Annotated in this window: 13 protein-coding genes; 4 read left to right on the top strand and 9 right to left on the bottom strand. The window is 68.8% G+C overall.

Features of this window, described 5'->3' with window-relative positions; all coding sequences use genetic code 11:
* The first annotated feature begins 116 nt into the window (after positions 1-116).
* From rlmD to ACTJIL_RS07575, 4 genes are all read left to right on the top strand, one after another.
* Positions 117-1,445 (top strand): 23S rRNA (uracil(1939)-C(5))-methyltransferase RlmD, encoded by a 1,329-nt coding sequence (rlmD, locus tag ACTJIL_RS07590; protein ID WP_440754931.1) that lies wholly within the window; start codon positions 117-119, stop codon positions 1,443-1,445.
* Between the two features lie 118 nt (positions 1,446-1,563).
* Positions 1,564-2,049, top strand: a complete 486-nt coding sequence (locus ACTJIL_RS07585; protein WP_440754930.1) for a CYTH domain-containing protein — start codon at positions 1,564-1,566, stop codon at positions 2,047-2,049.
* Between the two features lie 94 nt (positions 2,050-2,143).
* Positions 2,144-3,139, top strand: a complete 996-nt coding sequence (gene nagZ, locus ACTJIL_RS07580) for a beta-N-acetylhexosaminidase (RefSeq protein WP_440754929.1) — start codon at positions 2,144-2,146, stop codon at positions 3,137-3,139.
* A complete protein-coding gene (locus ACTJIL_RS07575; protein ID WP_440754928.1) occupies positions 3,136-3,696 on the top strand; it encodes a hypoxanthine-guanine phosphoribosyltransferase in 561 nt (186 codons plus the stop codon). The genes nagZ and ACTJIL_RS07575 overlap by 4 nt, the downstream gene beginning before the upstream one ends.
* Before the next feature lie 530 nt (positions 3,697-4,226).
* Here the strand turns inward: ACTJIL_RS07575 and tsf are convergent.
* From tsf to ACTJIL_RS07530, 9 genes are all read right to left on the bottom strand, one after another.
* On the bottom strand, positions 4,227-5,099 hold the full coding sequence (tsf, locus tag ACTJIL_RS07570; RefSeq protein ID WP_440754927.1) for a translation elongation factor Ts: 873 nt from the start codon (positions 5,097-5,099) through the stop codon (positions 4,227-4,229).
* A 203-nt stretch (positions 5,100-5,302) separates the two neighbouring features.
* The gene (gene rpsB, locus ACTJIL_RS07565; protein WP_440754926.1) at positions 5,303-6,169 is read right to left on the bottom strand and encodes a 30S ribosomal protein S2; all 867 of its coding nucleotides are present in this window, start codon (positions 6,167-6,169) and stop codon (positions 5,303-5,305) included.
* Between the two features lie 442 nt (positions 6,170-6,611).
* On the bottom strand, positions 6,612-7,670 hold the full coding sequence (locus ACTJIL_RS07560) for an HDOD domain-containing protein (protein WP_440754925.1): 1,059 nt from the start codon (positions 7,668-7,670) through the stop codon (positions 6,612-6,614).
* 199 nt (positions 7,671-7,869) lie between these two features.
* Entirely contained in the window at positions 7,870-9,660 is a 1,791-nt protein-coding gene (locus tag ACTJIL_RS07555) for an ATP-binding protein (RefSeq protein WP_440754924.1), read from the bottom strand.
* 97 nt (positions 9,661-9,757) lie between these two features.
* Positions 9,758-10,939, bottom strand: a complete 1,182-nt coding sequence (locus ACTJIL_RS07550) for a methyl-accepting chemotaxis protein (RefSeq protein ID WP_440754923.1) — start codon at positions 10,937-10,939, stop codon at positions 9,758-9,760.
* 54 nt (positions 10,940-10,993) lie between these two features.
* Entirely contained in the window at positions 10,994-12,097 is a 1,104-nt protein-coding gene (locus tag ACTJIL_RS07545) for a protein-glutamate methylesterase/protein-glutamine glutaminase (RefSeq protein ID WP_440754922.1), read from the bottom strand.
* On the bottom strand, positions 12,098-12,691 hold the full coding sequence (gene cheD, locus ACTJIL_RS07540; RefSeq protein WP_440754921.1) for a chemoreceptor glutamine deamidase CheD: 594 nt from the start codon (positions 12,689-12,691) through the stop codon (positions 12,098-12,100).
* Positions 12,688-13,566, bottom strand: coding sequence for a CheR family methyltransferase (locus ACTJIL_RS07535; protein ID WP_440754920.1), 879 nt, complete (start codon positions 13,564-13,566; stop codon positions 12,688-12,690). Before ACTJIL_RS07535 ends, cheD begins: the two co-directional genes overlap by 4 nt.
* 22 nt (positions 13,567-13,588) lie before the next feature.
* On the bottom strand, positions 13,589-15,457 hold the full coding sequence (locus tag ACTJIL_RS07530) for a putative bifunctional diguanylate cyclase/phosphodiesterase (protein ID WP_440754919.1): 1,869 nt from the start codon (positions 15,455-15,457) through the stop codon (positions 13,589-13,591).
* Positions 15,458-15,475 lie beyond the last annotated feature (18 nt).

Below are 15,475 nucleotides of genomic sequence, written 5' to 3'. Positions count from 1 at the left end.
TCGGGGCGACGCCCCCGACGGTGTTCTCACATCCCGTAGGAGCGTCCCATGGGCGCTCCTACGGGGAACGGCGCATCTGCGACAATACGCGGCCCTGTGCACGCAGCCTTCGCCACGTGGCCCGACTCGACCAGACGCCGTTTCCCGCCGATATCCTCGACCTGAGCCACGATGGCCGCGGCGTCGCCCGTCGCGACAACGGCAAGGCCGTGTTCATCGCCGGCGCGCTGCCGGGCGAACGGGTGATGGCGAAGCAGACCACGCGTTCGCGCAGCTTCGACGAGGCGGTGACGCTGGACGTACTGGAGGCCTCGCCGGACCGCGTCGAACCGCGCTGCATCCACTTCGGCACCTGTGGCGGCTGCGCGTTGCAGCACCTGGAAGAGTCGAAGCAGATCCTCGCCAAGCAGCGGGTGCTGCTGGAGAATCTCGAGCGCATCGGCCACGTCACCCCCGGCGCCGTGCTGCTGCCGCTGACCGATGCGGCCTGGGGTTATCGCCGCAAGGGTCGCTTCTCGGTGCGGCGGGTGGAGAAAAAGGACAAGACCCTGGTCGGATTCCGCGAGCGCGATCCACGCTTCGTCGCCGATCTGTCCGAATGCCACACCGTGATCCCCGCGATCGGCGCCGCGATCCCGCAGTTGTCGGCGCTGATCGATGGCCTGGACGCGCGCCGCGACATCCCGCAGGTCGAGTTCATCGCCGGTGATGCCACTGCCGACCACGACGGCATCGCGCTGGTGTTCCGCCATCTGCAGCCGCTGTCGGACGACGACCGCGCCGCGCTGCTCGCCTTCGCGCAGGCGCATCGGTTCGCGCTGTTCCTGCAGCCGGGCGGAGTGGATTCGGTGCATCCGCTGTGGCCAGCCGACCCCCAGCTGGCGTTCCAGCTGCCCGCGTGGGACATCGAGCTCAGGTTCCGCCCGCTCGACTTCATCCAGGTCAATGCCGGGCTCAATGACAAGATGATCGCGCGCACGCTCGAACTGCTGGATGTGCAGCCAGGCGAGCGGGTGCTGGACCTGTTCTGCGGACTGGGCAACTTCACCCTGCCGCTGGCGCGCGTTGCGGACGCGGTGGTGGGCGTGGAAGGCGATTCGGGCCTGGTGGCGCGTGCGCGCGAGAACGCTGCGCACAACCAGCTGCCCAATGCGCAGTTCCATGCCGCCGACCTCGCGCAGGACCTGTCGGGGCACGCCTGGATGCGCGCCGGCTTCGACCGGCTGCTGCTGGATCCGCCGCGCTCCGGTGCCGACGTGGTGCTGAAGCAGTTGCCGCTCAAGGGCCTGAAGCGGATCGTGTACGTGAGCTGCCATCCTGCATCGCTGGCCCGCGATGCCGGCTACCTCGTCAACGAGCGCGGCTGGAAGCTGCGCGCGGCGGGCGTGATGGACATGTTCCCGCATACCGCGCACGTCGAGTCGATCGCGATGTTCGAGCCCTGATCGGAATGCGGATCCTGCAGGAGCGGCTTCAGCCGCGAGCGTTGTCAGGATGCAGGATCGTTCGAAAAGCTCGCGGCTGAAGCCGCTCCTGCAAACTCATTTTCCAGTTGCCAGCCACATGCCCATCGAAATCGAACGCAAGTTCCTCGTCACCAATGACGCTTGGCGCGCGCAGGCGCACAAGGTCGTGTCGATGGCCCAAGGCTACATCAACGACCAGGCGGCGATGGACAGCGGCGCGCAGCGCGCCTCGGTGCGGGTGCGCATCGCCGGCGACGAGGCATTCCTGAACCTGAAGTCCCGCGAAGCCGGCCACACGCGCCAGGAGTTCGACTACCCGATCCCGGTCGAGGACGGCCGCGCGCTGCTGGCGCTGTGCGTGGGTGGCATCGTCGAAAAGCGCCGCCACCATGTCGACCATGCCGGACACCTGTGGGAAGTGGATGAATTCCTGGGCGAGAACGCCGGCCTGGTGGTGGCGGAGATCGAGCTTGGGGCCGCCGATGAACGCTTCGAACATCCGGCGTGGCTGGGTGCTGAAGTCACCGACGATGTCCGCTACTACAACCTCGCGCTCGCTTCGCATCCCTTCGCCCGCTGGTGATCGCCGGGCCGCAGGCGGCAGTCCGGGCCCGCCCTACACCCGTCACCCGGACTGCGCGACAATGCGGTCCGTCATCGATTGAGGTCCACCCCGCATGCTCGTGATCGGCGTCGCCGGCACCGAACTGAACGCCCAGGAACGCGACTGGCTGCAGCATGACGCCTGCGCCGGCGTGATCCTGTTCAAGCGCAATTTCGCCTCGAAGGCGCAGGTGGCCGAGCTGTCCGCCGCGATCCGCGAAGCCGCGCCACGGCCGCAGCTGGTCTGCGTCGACCAGGAGGGCGGGCGCGTACAGCGCTTCCGCGAAGGCTACAGCGCGCTGCCGCCGCTGGAGGAGTTCGGCCGGCAATACGCCACCGACCCGGCCGCCGCGCTGGAACGCGCGCAGGAACACGCCTGGGTGATGGCCAGCGAGGTGCGCGCCAGCGGCGTCGACCTGAGCTTCGCACCGGTGGTCGACCTCGGGCGCGGCAATCTCGCCATCGCCGACCGCGCGTTTTCAGACGACCCGCAGGTGGTCGCCGAATTTACCCGCGCCTACATCCGCGGCATGCACGCCGCGGGCATGGCGGCCACGATCAAGCACTTCCCGGGTCACGGCACGGTGCGCGAGGACACCCATTTCGACAACGCCGTCGACAACCGCACGCTCGACGAAATGCGCGCAACCGACCTGATCCCGTTCGCCGCCGGCATCGCCGCAGGCGCGGACGCGGTGATGCTCGCCCACATCAGCTATCCGCAGGTGGCGCCGGAACCGGCCGGGTACTCGCGGATCTGGATCGAGGACATCCTGCGTGCAGAGATGGGCTTCCGCGGCGTGGTGTTCTCGGACGACATCGGCATGGCGGCGGCGTTCTCCGCCGGCGGCGTGAAAGCGCGCGTCGATGCCCACCTTGACGCCGGTTGCGACGTGGTGCTGGTGTGCCATCCGGACCTGGTGGCCGAATCGCTGGCGGCGGTGCAGGGCCGCAAGTTGAACACCATGGCGCTGACCGGCCTGATCGGCCGTGGCGCGCTGGGCTGGGATGGGCTGCTGGCGGACGCCCATTACACGCAGTCGCAGTCGCGCTTCGGGAGCATCGCATGAGCACGCCGCGCCTGGCCGATGTCCTCGGCGACGCCGATGTCATCCACGACCGCGCAACGCTGGAGGCCGCCATCGCGGGCATGGCCGATGCGATCCGCGGCGACTACGCCGACGACGCGCAACCGCCGCTGTTCGTCACCATCATGCACGGCGGCATGCCGTTCGCCGCGCAGCTGGCGTTCGCGCTCGGCGAGCGCGGGCTCGATGTCGAATTCGACTACCTGCACGCCACCCGTTACCGCGGCAACACGTCGGGGTCTGGGCTGGCATGGCTGCATCGCCCGGCCACGCCGATGGCGGGGAGGCGCGTGCTGCTGGTCGACGACATCCTCGACGAAGGCCATACGTTGAAGGCGGTCGGCCGCTGGTGCGAGGACCAGGGTGCGACGGACGTGCGCATGGCGGTGCTGGCGGTGAAGGTGCACGACCGCTGCGTCGATGGCGTCTGCGCGGACTACGTGGGCGTGGAGGTACCGGACCGCTATGTATTCGGCTACGGCATGGATTTCCACGAACAGGGTCGCAATCTGCCGGCGATCTACGCGCTGGCGGAGTAATCGCTTCGGCGGGGTGGAGAAGATTCTTCTCCCATCCGAGGGAGCTGATGAGCGGCCACGCTGGCGTCCTAGCCTGGGCCGAGCTCGGCCTGTTGCAACAGACGCTGTCCACCTCTTTTCTTGTCCGATTGCACATCGCATCGTGACCTGACGGGCCCGTCGCGACCTGCAGGCCTTCGGAGCGAATGTCCTCCGGCATCCGCCTGGCGGCGGATGCCTCCTCCTTGATTTCGCCCCGAAGGCCTGCAGGCCACGTCGGGCTGCGGATTGCAGACTCGCTGAAAAGCCAAGCTTCTTTGCTTTTCGGTGTGGAGCTCTGTGCCAGTCGGAACGCGGGTGCGAATGTCCTTGGGTGCGAAATCAAGGGGGAGGCGTCGGCCAAGGCCGACGCCGGAGGACATTCGCATTCAAGGGCATTCGCACCCGGCGCCGGGTCATTGCGGCCGCGCGTTTCCAAGCCAGGCGAGAGAAGAATCAAAGAAAAGGCCGCGATATCGCGGCCCTTTCCACTGCAACATGCGCGGCGGCGATTACGCCAGGCCGGCCTGCTTCATCACTTCGGCGGCGTAGTCCTCGACCACCTTCTCGATGCCCTCGCCAACGGCCAGGCGCTGGAAGCCGACCACTTCGGCGCCGGCGGCCTTGAGCACGGCCTCGACCTTCTGGTTGGTGTCGAGCACGTAGTCCTGGCCGTAGAGCGTGACCTCGTTGACGATCTTGGCGATCTTGCCGCCGATGATCTTCTCCAGGATTTCGGCCGGCTTGGCGCGGTCCTTCTCGGACATCTTGGCCAGCTCGATTTCCTTTTCCTTGGCGACGAAGTCGGCCGGGACATCGGAGGCCTTGACGTGCGGCGGGTTCATCGCCGCGATGTGCATCGCCAGGCCGCGGGCCAGTTCGGCATCGCCGCCCTTGACCTCGACCAGCACGCCGATGCGCCCGCCGTGCACGTAGGCAGCGACGTTGTTGGCGCTGTCGATGCGGGCCATGCGGCGCACCTGCACGTTCTCGCCGACCTTGGCGATCAGCTCGGCGCGGGTTTCCTCGACGGTCTTGCCATCGATGCTGGCGGACTTCAGTGCTTCGACGTCGGCGGCGCCCAGCGCGGCATTGGCAACGGCCTCGGTGAAGGCGACGAAGCCTGCGTCCTTGGCGACGAAGTCGGTCTCGGAGTTGATCTCGACCAGGACCGCCTTGCCGGCTTCCTGCGCCATCGCGACGCGACCCTCGGCGGCGATGCGGCCGGCCTTCTTGTCGGCCTTCGCCAGGCCGGACTTGCGCAGCGCCTCGGCGGCCGCGTCGACGTCGCCGTTGGCTTCGGTGAGCGCCTTCTTGCATTCCATCATGCCGGCGCCGGTGCGCTCGCGCAGTTCCTTGACCAGGGATGCGGTGATTTCAGCCATGGGTAATACCTCGTGATTCGTTTGTGGTGTTCTGCGGGAGCGGCTTCAGCCGCGAGCTCTTGGGGCGTGAATCGGCATGCGATTCCGATGGGCTTCCGGGCGTGTGGCGCTGCCCGGGGCCGGCAAAAGCTCGCGGCTGAAGCCGCGCCTGCACGGATTTGGAGTGCAGCCGCGCATCGTCGCGCGGCTGCGTGACCACCGGATTACTCGGCGGCGGGGGTGGCGTCTGCAGCCGGCGTCGCTTCCGCGGCAGCCGGAACCTCGGCTACGCCGTCGTCCTTGGCCGATGCGCGCTTGGCCGGGGCCTTCTTCGCCGGGGCGCGGCGGGCGGGCTTGTCGCCATCGGCGTCGGCGAACTCTTCCTCGCGCACGCTGGCGACGTTCGGCGCGGCGGCCTTGCCTTCCAGCACCGCGTCGGCGGCGGCGGCGGCGTACAGCTGCACGGCGCGGATGGCGTCGTCGTTGCCCGGGATCGGGTAGTCGACCAGGGCCGGGTCGTAGTTGGTATCGACCACGGCGATCACCGGGATGCCGAGCTTCTTGGCTTCCTTGATGGCGATGTCTTCATGGCCGATGTCGATGACGAACAGCGCGTCGGGCAGGCGGTTCATTTCCTTGATGCCGCCGAGCGAGGCCAGCAGCTTCTCGCGCTCGCGGCGCAGGCCCAGCACTTCGTGCTTGACCAGCTTGTCGAAGCTGCCGTCGGTCTCGCCGGCTTCCAGCGTCTTCAGGCGCGACACCGAGGCCTTCACGGTGCGGAAGTTGGTCAGCGTGCCGCCCAGCCAGCGCTGGGTCATGTACGGCATGCCGCAGCGCTCGGCTTCTTCCTTGATCGCGTCGCGCGCGCTGCGCTTGGTGCCGACGAACAGGATCATGCCGCGCTTCTGGGCGATGCCGGAGATGAAGTTCATCGCATCGCCGAACAGCGGCATGGTCTTTTCGAGGTTGATGATGTGGATCTTGCCGCGGGCGCCGAAGATGTACGGCGCCATCTTGGGATTCCAGTAGCGGGTCTGGTGGCCGAAATGCACGCCGGCTTCCAGCATCTGGCGCATGGTGATCTGGGGCATTGCTGGTGACTCCTGATGGGGAACCCGGCCGCCGGAAAGGGTGGGGCGGCTCGCCGTCGCAGCCCGCATGGGCGGCTTGGGCGAAAGGTTCCGGGGTTGGGCCTCCCCGCTGCCTCCGTGTCCAGATCCCTCGCCCTGAAGGGCGAGGGACACCCCGGCACGGGTGGTTGCAGCGGGTGTGGATTCGACGGTGACGCCCGTCGTGGGCGGCTGATCGGGGGATTGGCCCGAGCGAACCTGACGATTATAGGGATGCGCGTGGATTCGGGCAACCTGCGTGTTCCGTACCAACCCGGTGGTCGGTCACGGGTGGTTACGACGATATTGGCAGCGCCAGCGGCCACCGGAGCAGGGTGCCGCGGGGCGCGGAATGAAAGAAGCGCTGTACGGCTACGGCATCGCGCCGTTGCGTCGCGTCGACCCGCGTGGCGGTCCTGATGCCTCAGGCGGCTTCGATCAACGCGTCCGCCATCGCCCGCCATCGCGGCAACCGGTCCAGCTGGCCGACCGTGCGCAGGTAGTTCGAGTCGACCTCCCGGTCGTTGACCAGCGCCGCGGCCACGTGCACAGCGCCGGTGACCCAGAAACTGCCGCGGATCCGCGCCGGCTGCAAGTGGAACGCCACCGCTTCCACGATCGGTGCCGGCAGGCCCCACAGGCCGAGCAGATATGCGCCGGTGACACTGTAGGGGGCAACGGTGCTGTCACCGCCCTGGACTCCGGGAGTGGGCAGCAGCAGGCCGACCTCGGACAGCAGGCCCGCGGTGGCAGCCAGTTCCGCGCTGGGACCCGCCAGCAGCTGGCCGGCGAGCTGCGAGATCCGCAGCGAGCGGTCGCGCATGGCATCGGCGTCCGCGCCGGCGGCGAACACCTCGCTCGCCAGCACCATCTGGCGCAGCGCGTTCTGGCCAAGCCGGGTGACCGCCGTGCGCAGGTCGCTGATCTCGCGTCCGCCGGAGTAGTACGCCGAATTGCTCAGGCGCAGAACCCGCGCGGCGACCGTCGGATCCTGGGCGACCACCTCGGCGATGCGCGCAGCGGAGGTATCGGGATCGCGCAGCAGGCGGGTCAATGCCAGGTACTGGCGCGGCGCCGCGGGCAGCGCGCCGACGCGGCTGATCGCCTGCTTCAGGCCGGGGTCGTCGAGCAGCGCGCGCAGTTCCATCACGCTTTCCACCGCCTCGATCAACGCCAGCGCCTCCGGGGGTTCCGGCAACACCCGATGGGCGATTTCCAGCGCCTGCATCGCGTCGTGTTCCCGGCCGGCATCCATCAGCAGGACGCGGACGGTTTCCGGATGGCGCTCGCGCAACTGCGCCAGCAGCGCGAGGCCCTGGGTGGAGCCGATGCGCTCGCTGCAGATCAGCACGTCGGGGGCGAGCTCCGCCGCCATGTCCAGTGCGGTCGCCGCGCTCTCCGCGTGGGCAAGCTGCCAGTCCAGGTCCTGTTCGACCAGTTCGCGTTCGATCTGCGCGGCCTGGCCACCGTTTTCATTCACCATCAGGATCAGCACCGCGCCCCCTTTGCCCATGTTCGTGCAGTACAGCCTGCAACGATACCGCAGGCGGCGAGGCGCCAAAGCACGTTCCATACAAAGTACAAACACGCGCACAGTTCAGACTCTCCATCGCGGGACCTTGACGTCGACAACCGTGACGCGAAGCGGCGGCAACCGCCCATGCGCGTCACCGTCGCAATCATCATTCCGCGGCGGGCATCGGCAAACTCGCGCAGATGCGGGTGCCGGCGCCGGGAGAGGTGTCGATGACCAGCGTGCCGCCGAGCTGCTGAACGCGCTCGCGCATCGTCAGCAGTCCCAGTCCGCGCACCTGATCCGGATCGAAGCCATTGCCGTCATCGTTGACATGCAGGCGCAGGGCCTGCTCGTCGACTTCGATCGACACGTCGATCTCGCTGGCGTTGGCGTGGCGCATGGCATTGGTCAGCGCTTCCTGCGCGATGCGGAAGGCGGCGAGCTCCAGCGCCGGCGGTGGACGCTGCGGCAAGGGCGAGACCTGTAGCGTGATACGGGTGCGTGCGTTGCGTGCCAGCAGTGCGACCTGGCCGCGCAACGCCGCCTCCAGCCCGAGCGAGTCGAGCTGCGGCGGCCTCAGCAGCAGGGACAGGTTGCGCAATTTGACCACGGTCTGATCGGCGACGGCGACGATCTCGTCGATGATTTCCCGCCGCGCCGGATCATCGTCGAGCAAGGCGGTGGCACCGAGCTTGATCGCGGTAATCGCCTGGCCGATGTCGTCGTGCAGTTCACGCGAGAGCGTGCGGCGTTCGTCCTCCTGCGCGGTCAACAGTCGCTGCGCCATGGCCTGCAATTCCTCACGCAGACGGCTTTGCTCGTGGAGGCCGCTGCTGATGTCGTCGTAGGCGAGGCGGGCGCGCGCGGCGAGTTCGTTCATCGCCTCGGCCACCGGCGCCAGCTCGCGTGGCAGGGTGTCGACCGGGATCTGCGTCGGGGTGCGGTCCAGGGCGAACAGCTGCATGCGTTCGAGCAGGCCGTGCACGCTGCGACCGAGCTTGCGCATCTTGATGCCGACGACCGCCAGGATGCCGAGCAATACCAGTGCGAGCAGGCCGAGCAGAAGCGCGGCGCCGCGCATCGGTTCGGCCGAGATCAGGCGCTCGGGGCGCAGCAGCACCAGCTGCCAGCCGACCTGCAACGGCACCGCCAGGGCATACGCATCGCTGCCATCACGAAGGACATCCGGCAGCCGCTGCATGCGCTCGTGGCCGCGGACTTGCGGAAGCACGAGCAGCGAGTGGTCGCGGCCGTCGTCGCCCAGCACGTCCAATGGCCGGTAAGGCAATCCTTCGCTGGCCTGCACGACCGCGTGACTGCGATCCAGGAGCAGCAGTTCGTAACCTCGTTCGCGCAAGGTCATGGCGCGCGAGGACAACGCATCGATGCCAATCACGCCCACGACCACGCCGGCGAAGCGGCCATCGCGGTACAGCGGCGCTGAAATGGCCACCAGCGCAGGCCGATCCATTGCGCCGCCGCCGAAGACGTTGGAGACATACGCCATCCCGCTGCGCCGGGGCTCGCGGAAATAGTCGCGGTCGACGATCGAACGCCCGGCGGCCGGGCCTGGCAGGACCGGCTCGGTCAACAACAGCCGACCGTCAGGCCCGCCGACCAGCAGCGTGGCGAAGGCCGGGTAGCGATCGTGGATGCGGCTCAGGTCGGCCGACCAGGCCGCGCGGTCGTCGATGTCGCCGGTGGCGCTGCGCCGCTCGGCCAGCACCTGCAGGATCGCCTGGTGTGAGCGCAGGAAGTTGTCGATCTCGTGACCGCTGGACTCCGCCGCGGTGTCCAGCCGCACGGGCGTCCCCATGCGTGCAGTGGTCGTGCCCCACCAGAGGATCAGCGCCGCCAGCGCCAGCAGCGGCAGCACGACGGCCAGCAGCAGGCGCGTGACCTCGGGCAGCAACGCCCAGCCGGGCGGGGTCGAGTTCGGGGTGTCGATGGCGGGCATGTCCCGCCACGCTACCTGCCCACGCGGGTTCGCCACAACCACGGAGTGCCGGAAATGTGGCGCAGAGCCGGCCGCGGCAATCGCGAACGTGGCGCGGTCAGAACAGTTCCACGCTGCCGGCATCCATCGATTGCTGCATGACGGGCTTGTGCGGCGGACGCTCCCATTCGCTTCGCATCTGCATGATGCGTGCGCCGAGCTGGCCCAGCGCCCGGTGCACCTCGGCGCCGGCGTGGCCGCCGCAACGATGCAGCAGGTCCTGCAGCGCGCTGGCTTCGTGGTTGATCGCGCCCAGCCGTTCCAGGTGCACGTTGGCTGCGGTCAACGCCTGCGTGGCAATGTCCTCGAACTGCAGCGAGCGCACCGCCTCGGCGACCGACCCGTCGATCGCGCGGCCGCACTCGGCGATCTCGCGCATGCCGTTGCCGAGGCCGCGATTGATGCCGTCGACGCGCTCGAGCATGGCCGCGGCCTCGGCGCGCGCACCGCGCGAACGGTCGAGGTCGCGCGACGCCATCTGGCTGACGGTGTCGCGCACGCGGGCGATCGAATCCTTGGAGCTGTGCGCGAGCTTGCGGATCTGTTCGTTGAACGCGGTCGAGCGCTCGGACAGGTTGCGGACCTCGTCGGCCACCACTGCAAAGCCGCGACCGGCCTCGCCGGCGCGCGCAGCCTCGATGGCCGCGTTGAGGGCCAGCAGGTTGGTCTGGTCGGCGATCGACTTGACGTCCTCGAGCAGCGAGAAGATGCCATCGAGGTGTTCGGCCATCGCATCGATGTGGGTCACGGTGGTATTGCTCTGGCCGCTGACGGCTTCCAGGGCTTCCACCAGCTGCTCCATCTGCTGGCTGGCCTGCTGTGCGAAATGGTGCACGTCGGCACCACCACCGCTGTCGCCGTCGCCGCCCCTGCGGTCGATGATGCGTGCGACCACCTCGCTTTGCTGGCGCGACTTGCGGTTGACCGCCTCGAAACTGCCGCCGAGCCTGGCGACCGATTCGCGGATCAGTTCGCGGGTGCGCTGGATCTCGGTTCGCGAACCCTGTACCTCGGCGCCGATGAAGTTGCGCAGCTCGTCGAGCACGCGGGTCTGTTCGGCGAGCAACGCCATGTTGCGGGCGCCGGGGCGCAGACTCCAGGCCAATCCGAGCCAGGCCAGGGTCGTGGCGACCAGCGCGCCCCAGCGGATAGGCGGAGGCAGGCCGAACGCTTCGGCGCATGCCAGGGTCAGGGTGAGCGCAAGCGGCGCTGCGAGGCGAATCAGTACGCGCGAGTCCATCGTCGATCTCGTCGGGGGCGGTCTGCTTCGATAACGGCCGGGGGGCTGCACGCTTTAGCGAATCCGTGCACAGGTTCGACGATCCGCAATGCCGGGCCGTCCGTCCGCAGCGGCGGCGAGCATGCGATGGGCCAGCTCCTGCAGCGGCAGCACGGCCCCGACCGCGCCGAGCGCGACCGCGGCGCCCGGCATGCCCCAGACCACGCTGCTGGCCTCGTCCTGCGCGAACGTGCAGGCGCCTGCCCGGCGCAGTGCGAGCAGGCCGCGCGCGCCGTCGTCGCCCATCCCGGTCAGCAGCACGGCGCAGGCGTTGCCGCCGGCGTGGGCGGCGACCGATTCGAACAGCACGTCGACGCTGGGACGATGCCGGCGCACCGGCTCGTCGTCTCCCAGCCGGCAATGCCAGCGGGCACCGCTGCGCACCACGCGCAGATGCCGGCCACCCGGAGCGACGTAGGCATGACCGGCGAGCAACGGCTGGTCGTCGCGCGCCTCGACCACGGTCATGCGGCTGTGGCGGTCGAGGCGCTCTGCGAACGGACCACTGAATGCAGCCGGGATGTGTTGCGCGATGACCGTGGCCGGCGCATCGGCGGGCATCCGCGACAGCAGGTCGCGGATCGCCTCGGTGCCGCCGGCGGAGGCGCCGACCGCGAGCAGGCGCTCGGTGGTGCGGTAGCCCAGGGGACCGTCGTAGTCCACCGCAGCCGGTGGCGCCGCGATGCGCGCCACGCGCGCGCGCGCCGCATGCCTGATCTTCTCGGCCAGCAACCCGTCGTAACCGGCGAGGCTGCGGGCGACGTCGAGCTTCGGCTTGGCGACGAAATCGACCGCGCCCAGCGCCAGCGCGTCGAGCGTGACCTGCGCGCCGGCCTCGGTCAGGGTCGACACCATCACCACGGGCATCGGCCGCAGCCGCATCAGGTTGCGCAGGAAAGTGAGCCCGTCCATGCGCGGCATTTCCACGTCCAGCGTCAGCACGTCGGGCGACAGCCTTCGGATCTTGTCGCGCGCGATGTACGGATCGGCGGCGCTGCCGACGACCTCGATCCCGGGGTCGGCACCGAGCAATTCCGTCATCAGTGCGCGGACCAGCGCCGAATCATCGATCACCAGCACCCGCACCGGCCGGGCCGGGCTGCCCGGGGGGACGTCCACTCAGAACAGCTCCACGCTGCCGCTGACCGGGGCGCGGGCGAGGCGACCGTACAGCGCGCGCTCGGCATCCACGATGCCGTCGTCGCGCGTGGCTGGCAGGTGCCTGACCAGGGTGCGTCCGGTCTGGGCGAAGAAGCCGACCTTGCGCGGATGGATGCCGCCGAGGTCCTGCGCCATCACCGGGATCCGTTCGGCGGCGAGATATTCGAGCACGAAGTCGGCGTTGCGTGTCCCGATCGGGGCGCTGTGGAAGCCGCTGAGCACGTTGCCGCCGCCGAAGACCTTGGCCAGCAGGCGCTGGCGCCGCGCGCCGCGCTTGAGCAGGTCGTTGATCAGCAGTTCCATCGCATGCACGCCGTAGCGCGCGCAGATGGCGTCGTTGCCGGGACCGCCGGGCAGCATGAAGTGGTTCATGCCGCCGAGCGCAAGCGCCGGGTCGTACAGGCAGGCTGCAACGCACGAGCCGAGCAGGGTCACCAGCGCCAGCGGCTGGTCCGTGGCGATGTAGTCGGCCGGCAACAGCCGGATCGCCCGCGTCTGCAGCGCGCTGTCGTAGTAATCGCCGGGCGCGGCTTCTGCGAATGCGACGTTCATCGGCGCCTGGCCGGCGTCGTTGCGCGGTAGATGGTGCGGCCGCATGGCACCACGAGGTCGAGGGCGTGATTGAAGCTTTCCGAATGACCGGCATACAGCCGCCCCTCGGGCGCCAGCAGCGGTGCGATCCGCTGCAGCACGTGGTACTGGGTCGGCTTGTCGAAATAGATCATCACGTTCCGGCAGAACACCGCCGAATACGCCGCAATGGGAAGGCCGTAATCGGCATCGAGCAGGTTCAAGGGCCGGAATTCGACCAGCGCCTGCAGCTCCGCTCGTACCCGGCATTGGCCGGCGTTCGGTCCGCTGCCGCGCTGGAAGTAGCGGCGCTTGCGCTGCATGTCGATCGCCTCGATACGCTCGAGCGGATAGATACCTTGCGCCGCCACCTGCAGCACGCCGGTGTCGATGTCGGTGGCGAGTATGCGCACCGGTGGCGCCAGCGTGCCGAATGCCTCGCAGGCGGTGATCGCCAGCGACCAGGGCTCCTCGCCGGTCGATGCCGCGCAGCACCACAACAGCAAGGTGCGGCCGTCGCGGCGGGACTCGTGCAGTTGCGTCGCGAGCGCATCGAAGTGATGGTCTTCGCGGAAGAAGGAAGTGAGGTTGGTGGTGAGCGCGTTGACGAAGTCCTGAGCCTCGTTGCCGGCGTCCGCCTCCACCATGTCGAGGTAGTCGCTGAAGCGCTCCAGCCCGCGCGCGCGCAGCAGGCGCGCGAGCCGGCTGTAGACCATGTCGCGCTTGTGCGCGCCGAGGTGGATCCCGGCGCGGGCATGGATCATCCGGCAGACGCGCCGGAAATCGCACTGGTCGAACACGAATGCGCGCGCTTCGTGGGCATGCCCTTCGCGGCCTGGCTCCGCGGATGCACGCATGCCGTGCACCGCTTGTGCCGGTTCAGCCACGGGCCACCTGCCGCGCGCCCGGCGCGGCGAGGTGTGGCAGCAGCCAACGATCGAACTCGGCCGATACCATCGCCTTCGAGTACAGGAACCCCTGCACGTCCTTGCAGCCCAGTGCGTTCAGGAACGCTGCCTGCGACGGCGTCTCCACGCCCTCGGCCACCACTTGCAGGTCGAAGTTGCGCGCGATCAGTGCGATCGAGCGCACGATCGCTTCGTCGCCGCGGTTTTCCAGCACGTTGCGTACGAAGGAACGATCGATCTTGACCCGGTCGACCGGCAGCCGATGCAGCATCGACAGCGATGCATGTCCGGTGCCGAAGTCGTCGTAGGCCACCCGGATGCCGCGCGCACGCAGCTGCGCCAGTGAGTACTCGGCCATGCCGTCATCGCGCAGCGCGATGGTTTCGGTCAGTTCGAGTTCGAGCTGGGCCGGCGACAGCCCGCTTGCCGAGAGCGCATCGTCAACCTCGTCGAGGAAGCGCTCGTCGTCGAACTGCACCGGGAACAGGTTGACGCCGACCGTCATCCTGCGGCCGTCGACTTCCGGCCACGCGGCCGCGTCCCGGCACGCACGCTGCATGATCCAGCGGCCGACGGCCAGCGCGACAGCGCTATGCGCGAGTGCGTCGATGAACTCGGCCGGCATCAGCAGGCCGCGCTCGGGATGGCGCCAGCGCAGCAACGCCTCGGCGCCGGTCGGGCGCCCGCTGGCGAGGTCAATCTGCGGCTGGTAATGCAGTTCGAACTCGCCATCGCGGCAGGCGCGGCGCAGTTCGAGGTCGAGCTGGCGGCGATCGATGGCGTCCTTGAGCAGTTCCGAGGAGAACCAGCGCAGGCGCTGGCCCCCGCTGCGCTTGGCCTGCTGCATCGCAAGTCCGGCCCGCGCCATCAGTTCGCTGGCATCAATGCCATCGTCCATGGCCAAGCCGACACGGGCCTCCGGGTGCACGCGATGGTGGTCGACCTCGCAGGGCCTCGCGAGCTCACGCAGCATCGCCTGCAACTGTTCCTCGATGCCGTCGGCAGCCGCGGCCGGGAATATCATCGCGAACTCGTCGCCGCCGAAACGCGCGAGGTGTGCGTCGGGCGGCAATCTTGCCAGCAGCCGGGAGGAGACGATCTGCAGCACGCTGTCGCCGATTGCATGGCCGAGCGTGTCGTTGACCAGGCGGAAATTGTCCAGGCCGAGCAACGCGACGCCGAGCGGCGTCTCCTGCACGCGCAGTGCTTCCAGGGTGGCCAGCAGCGCATTGCGGTCGGGCAGGCCGGTCAGTGGGTCCTGCGTCGTGGCGTGCTGGCCACGCCGCTCGATGCGGCGACCGTCGCCGACGTCGTGTCGCCTGGTCAGCTGCGTCGCGAGCCGCGCGAGGCGGCGCAGCGTCGCCGGCGCGTGTGCCGGTACGTCGTTGCGTGGCCGGTGGTCTGCGACCGCGAGCGTGCCGGCCAGCGCGCCGTCGAAGCCGAACAGTGCGATACCGAGGTAGAAGCGCACGCCGTCGACAGCGGTCACCGCCGGGTCGTGACGGAAACGTGTATCGGCGGATGCGTCGGGCAGCAACAGCAGCGGCGTGTCGTGTCCGAGCCCGTGGCACAGCGCGTGCCCGGCCGGCAGCAGCGAGGCCCCGTGCGCGGCGAGGGGCAGGCGGCGCCCGCCTTCAGTCACCGAGAGCAATGCAGTCGGGCAGCCCAGCAATTGCGCGGCCAGGCAGACGAGATCGCCGAGGGCGTCACCGCCGCCGTCGTCGCGATCGCCGCCATTCGCGGGATCGTGCAGCACCAGCGGGACTGGAGTGCGTGGCATGAAGCCGCCGCTGTTGGCTGGCGTTGCGGCCTCTGTCCCGGACAAGGAGTGCAAGGTCATGGCGTCAACCTGTTCGCA

The sequence above is a fragment of the Luteimonas sp. 22616 genome, from assembly GCF_052044325.1.
GTDB lineage: Bacteria > Pseudomonadota > Gammaproteobacteria > Xanthomonadales > Xanthomonadaceae > Luteimonas.
Note: the sequence above shows the minus strand (reverse complement) of the source record. Positions and strands in the feature narration are given on the sequence as shown.

What these genes read in the sequence shown, in the direction of transcription:
- tsf (WP_440754927.1), bottom strand. Translation starts at nt 5,099, where the DNA reads ATGGCTGAAATCACCGCATCCCTGGTCAAGGAACTGCGCGAGCGCACC.
- ACTJIL_RS07530 (WP_440754919.1), bottom strand. Translation starts at nt 15,457, where the DNA reads ATGACCTTGCACTCCTTGTCCGGGACAGAGGCCGCAACGCCAGCCAAC.
- ACTJIL_RS07550 (WP_440754923.1), bottom strand. Translation starts at nt 10,939, where the DNA reads ATGGACTCGCGCGTACTGATTCGCCTCGCAGCGCCGCTTGCGCTCACC.
- nagZ (WP_440754929.1), top strand. Translation starts at nt 2,144, where the DNA reads ATGCTCGTGATCGGCGTCGCCGGCACCGAACTGAACGCCCAGGAACGC.
- rpsB (WP_440754926.1), bottom strand. Translation starts at nt 6,169, where the DNA reads ATGCCCCAGATCACCATGCGCCAGATGCTGGAAGCCGGCGTGCATTTC.
- ACTJIL_RS07575 (WP_440754928.1), top strand. Translation starts at nt 3,136, where the DNA reads ATGAGCACGCCGCGCCTGGCCGATGTCCTCGGCGACGCCGATGTCATC.
- cheD (WP_440754921.1), bottom strand. Translation starts at nt 12,691, where the DNA reads ATGAACGTCGCATTCGCAGAAGCCGCGCCCGGCGATTACTACGACAGC.
- ACTJIL_RS07585 (WP_440754930.1), top strand. Translation starts at nt 1,564, where the DNA reads ATGCCCATCGAAATCGAACGCAAGTTCCTCGTCACCAATGACGCTTGG.
- ACTJIL_RS07560 (WP_440754925.1), bottom strand. Translation starts at nt 7,670, where the DNA reads ATGGTGAATGAAAACGGTGGCCAGGCCGCGCAGATCGAACGCGAACTG.
- ACTJIL_RS07535 (WP_440754920.1), bottom strand. Translation starts at nt 13,566, where the DNA reads ATGCGTGCATCCGCGGAGCCAGGCCGCGAAGGGCATGCCCACGAAGCG.
- ACTJIL_RS07555 (WP_440754924.1), bottom strand. Translation starts at nt 9,660, where the DNA reads ATGCCCGCCATCGACACCCCGAACTCGACCCCGCCCGGCTGGGCGTTG.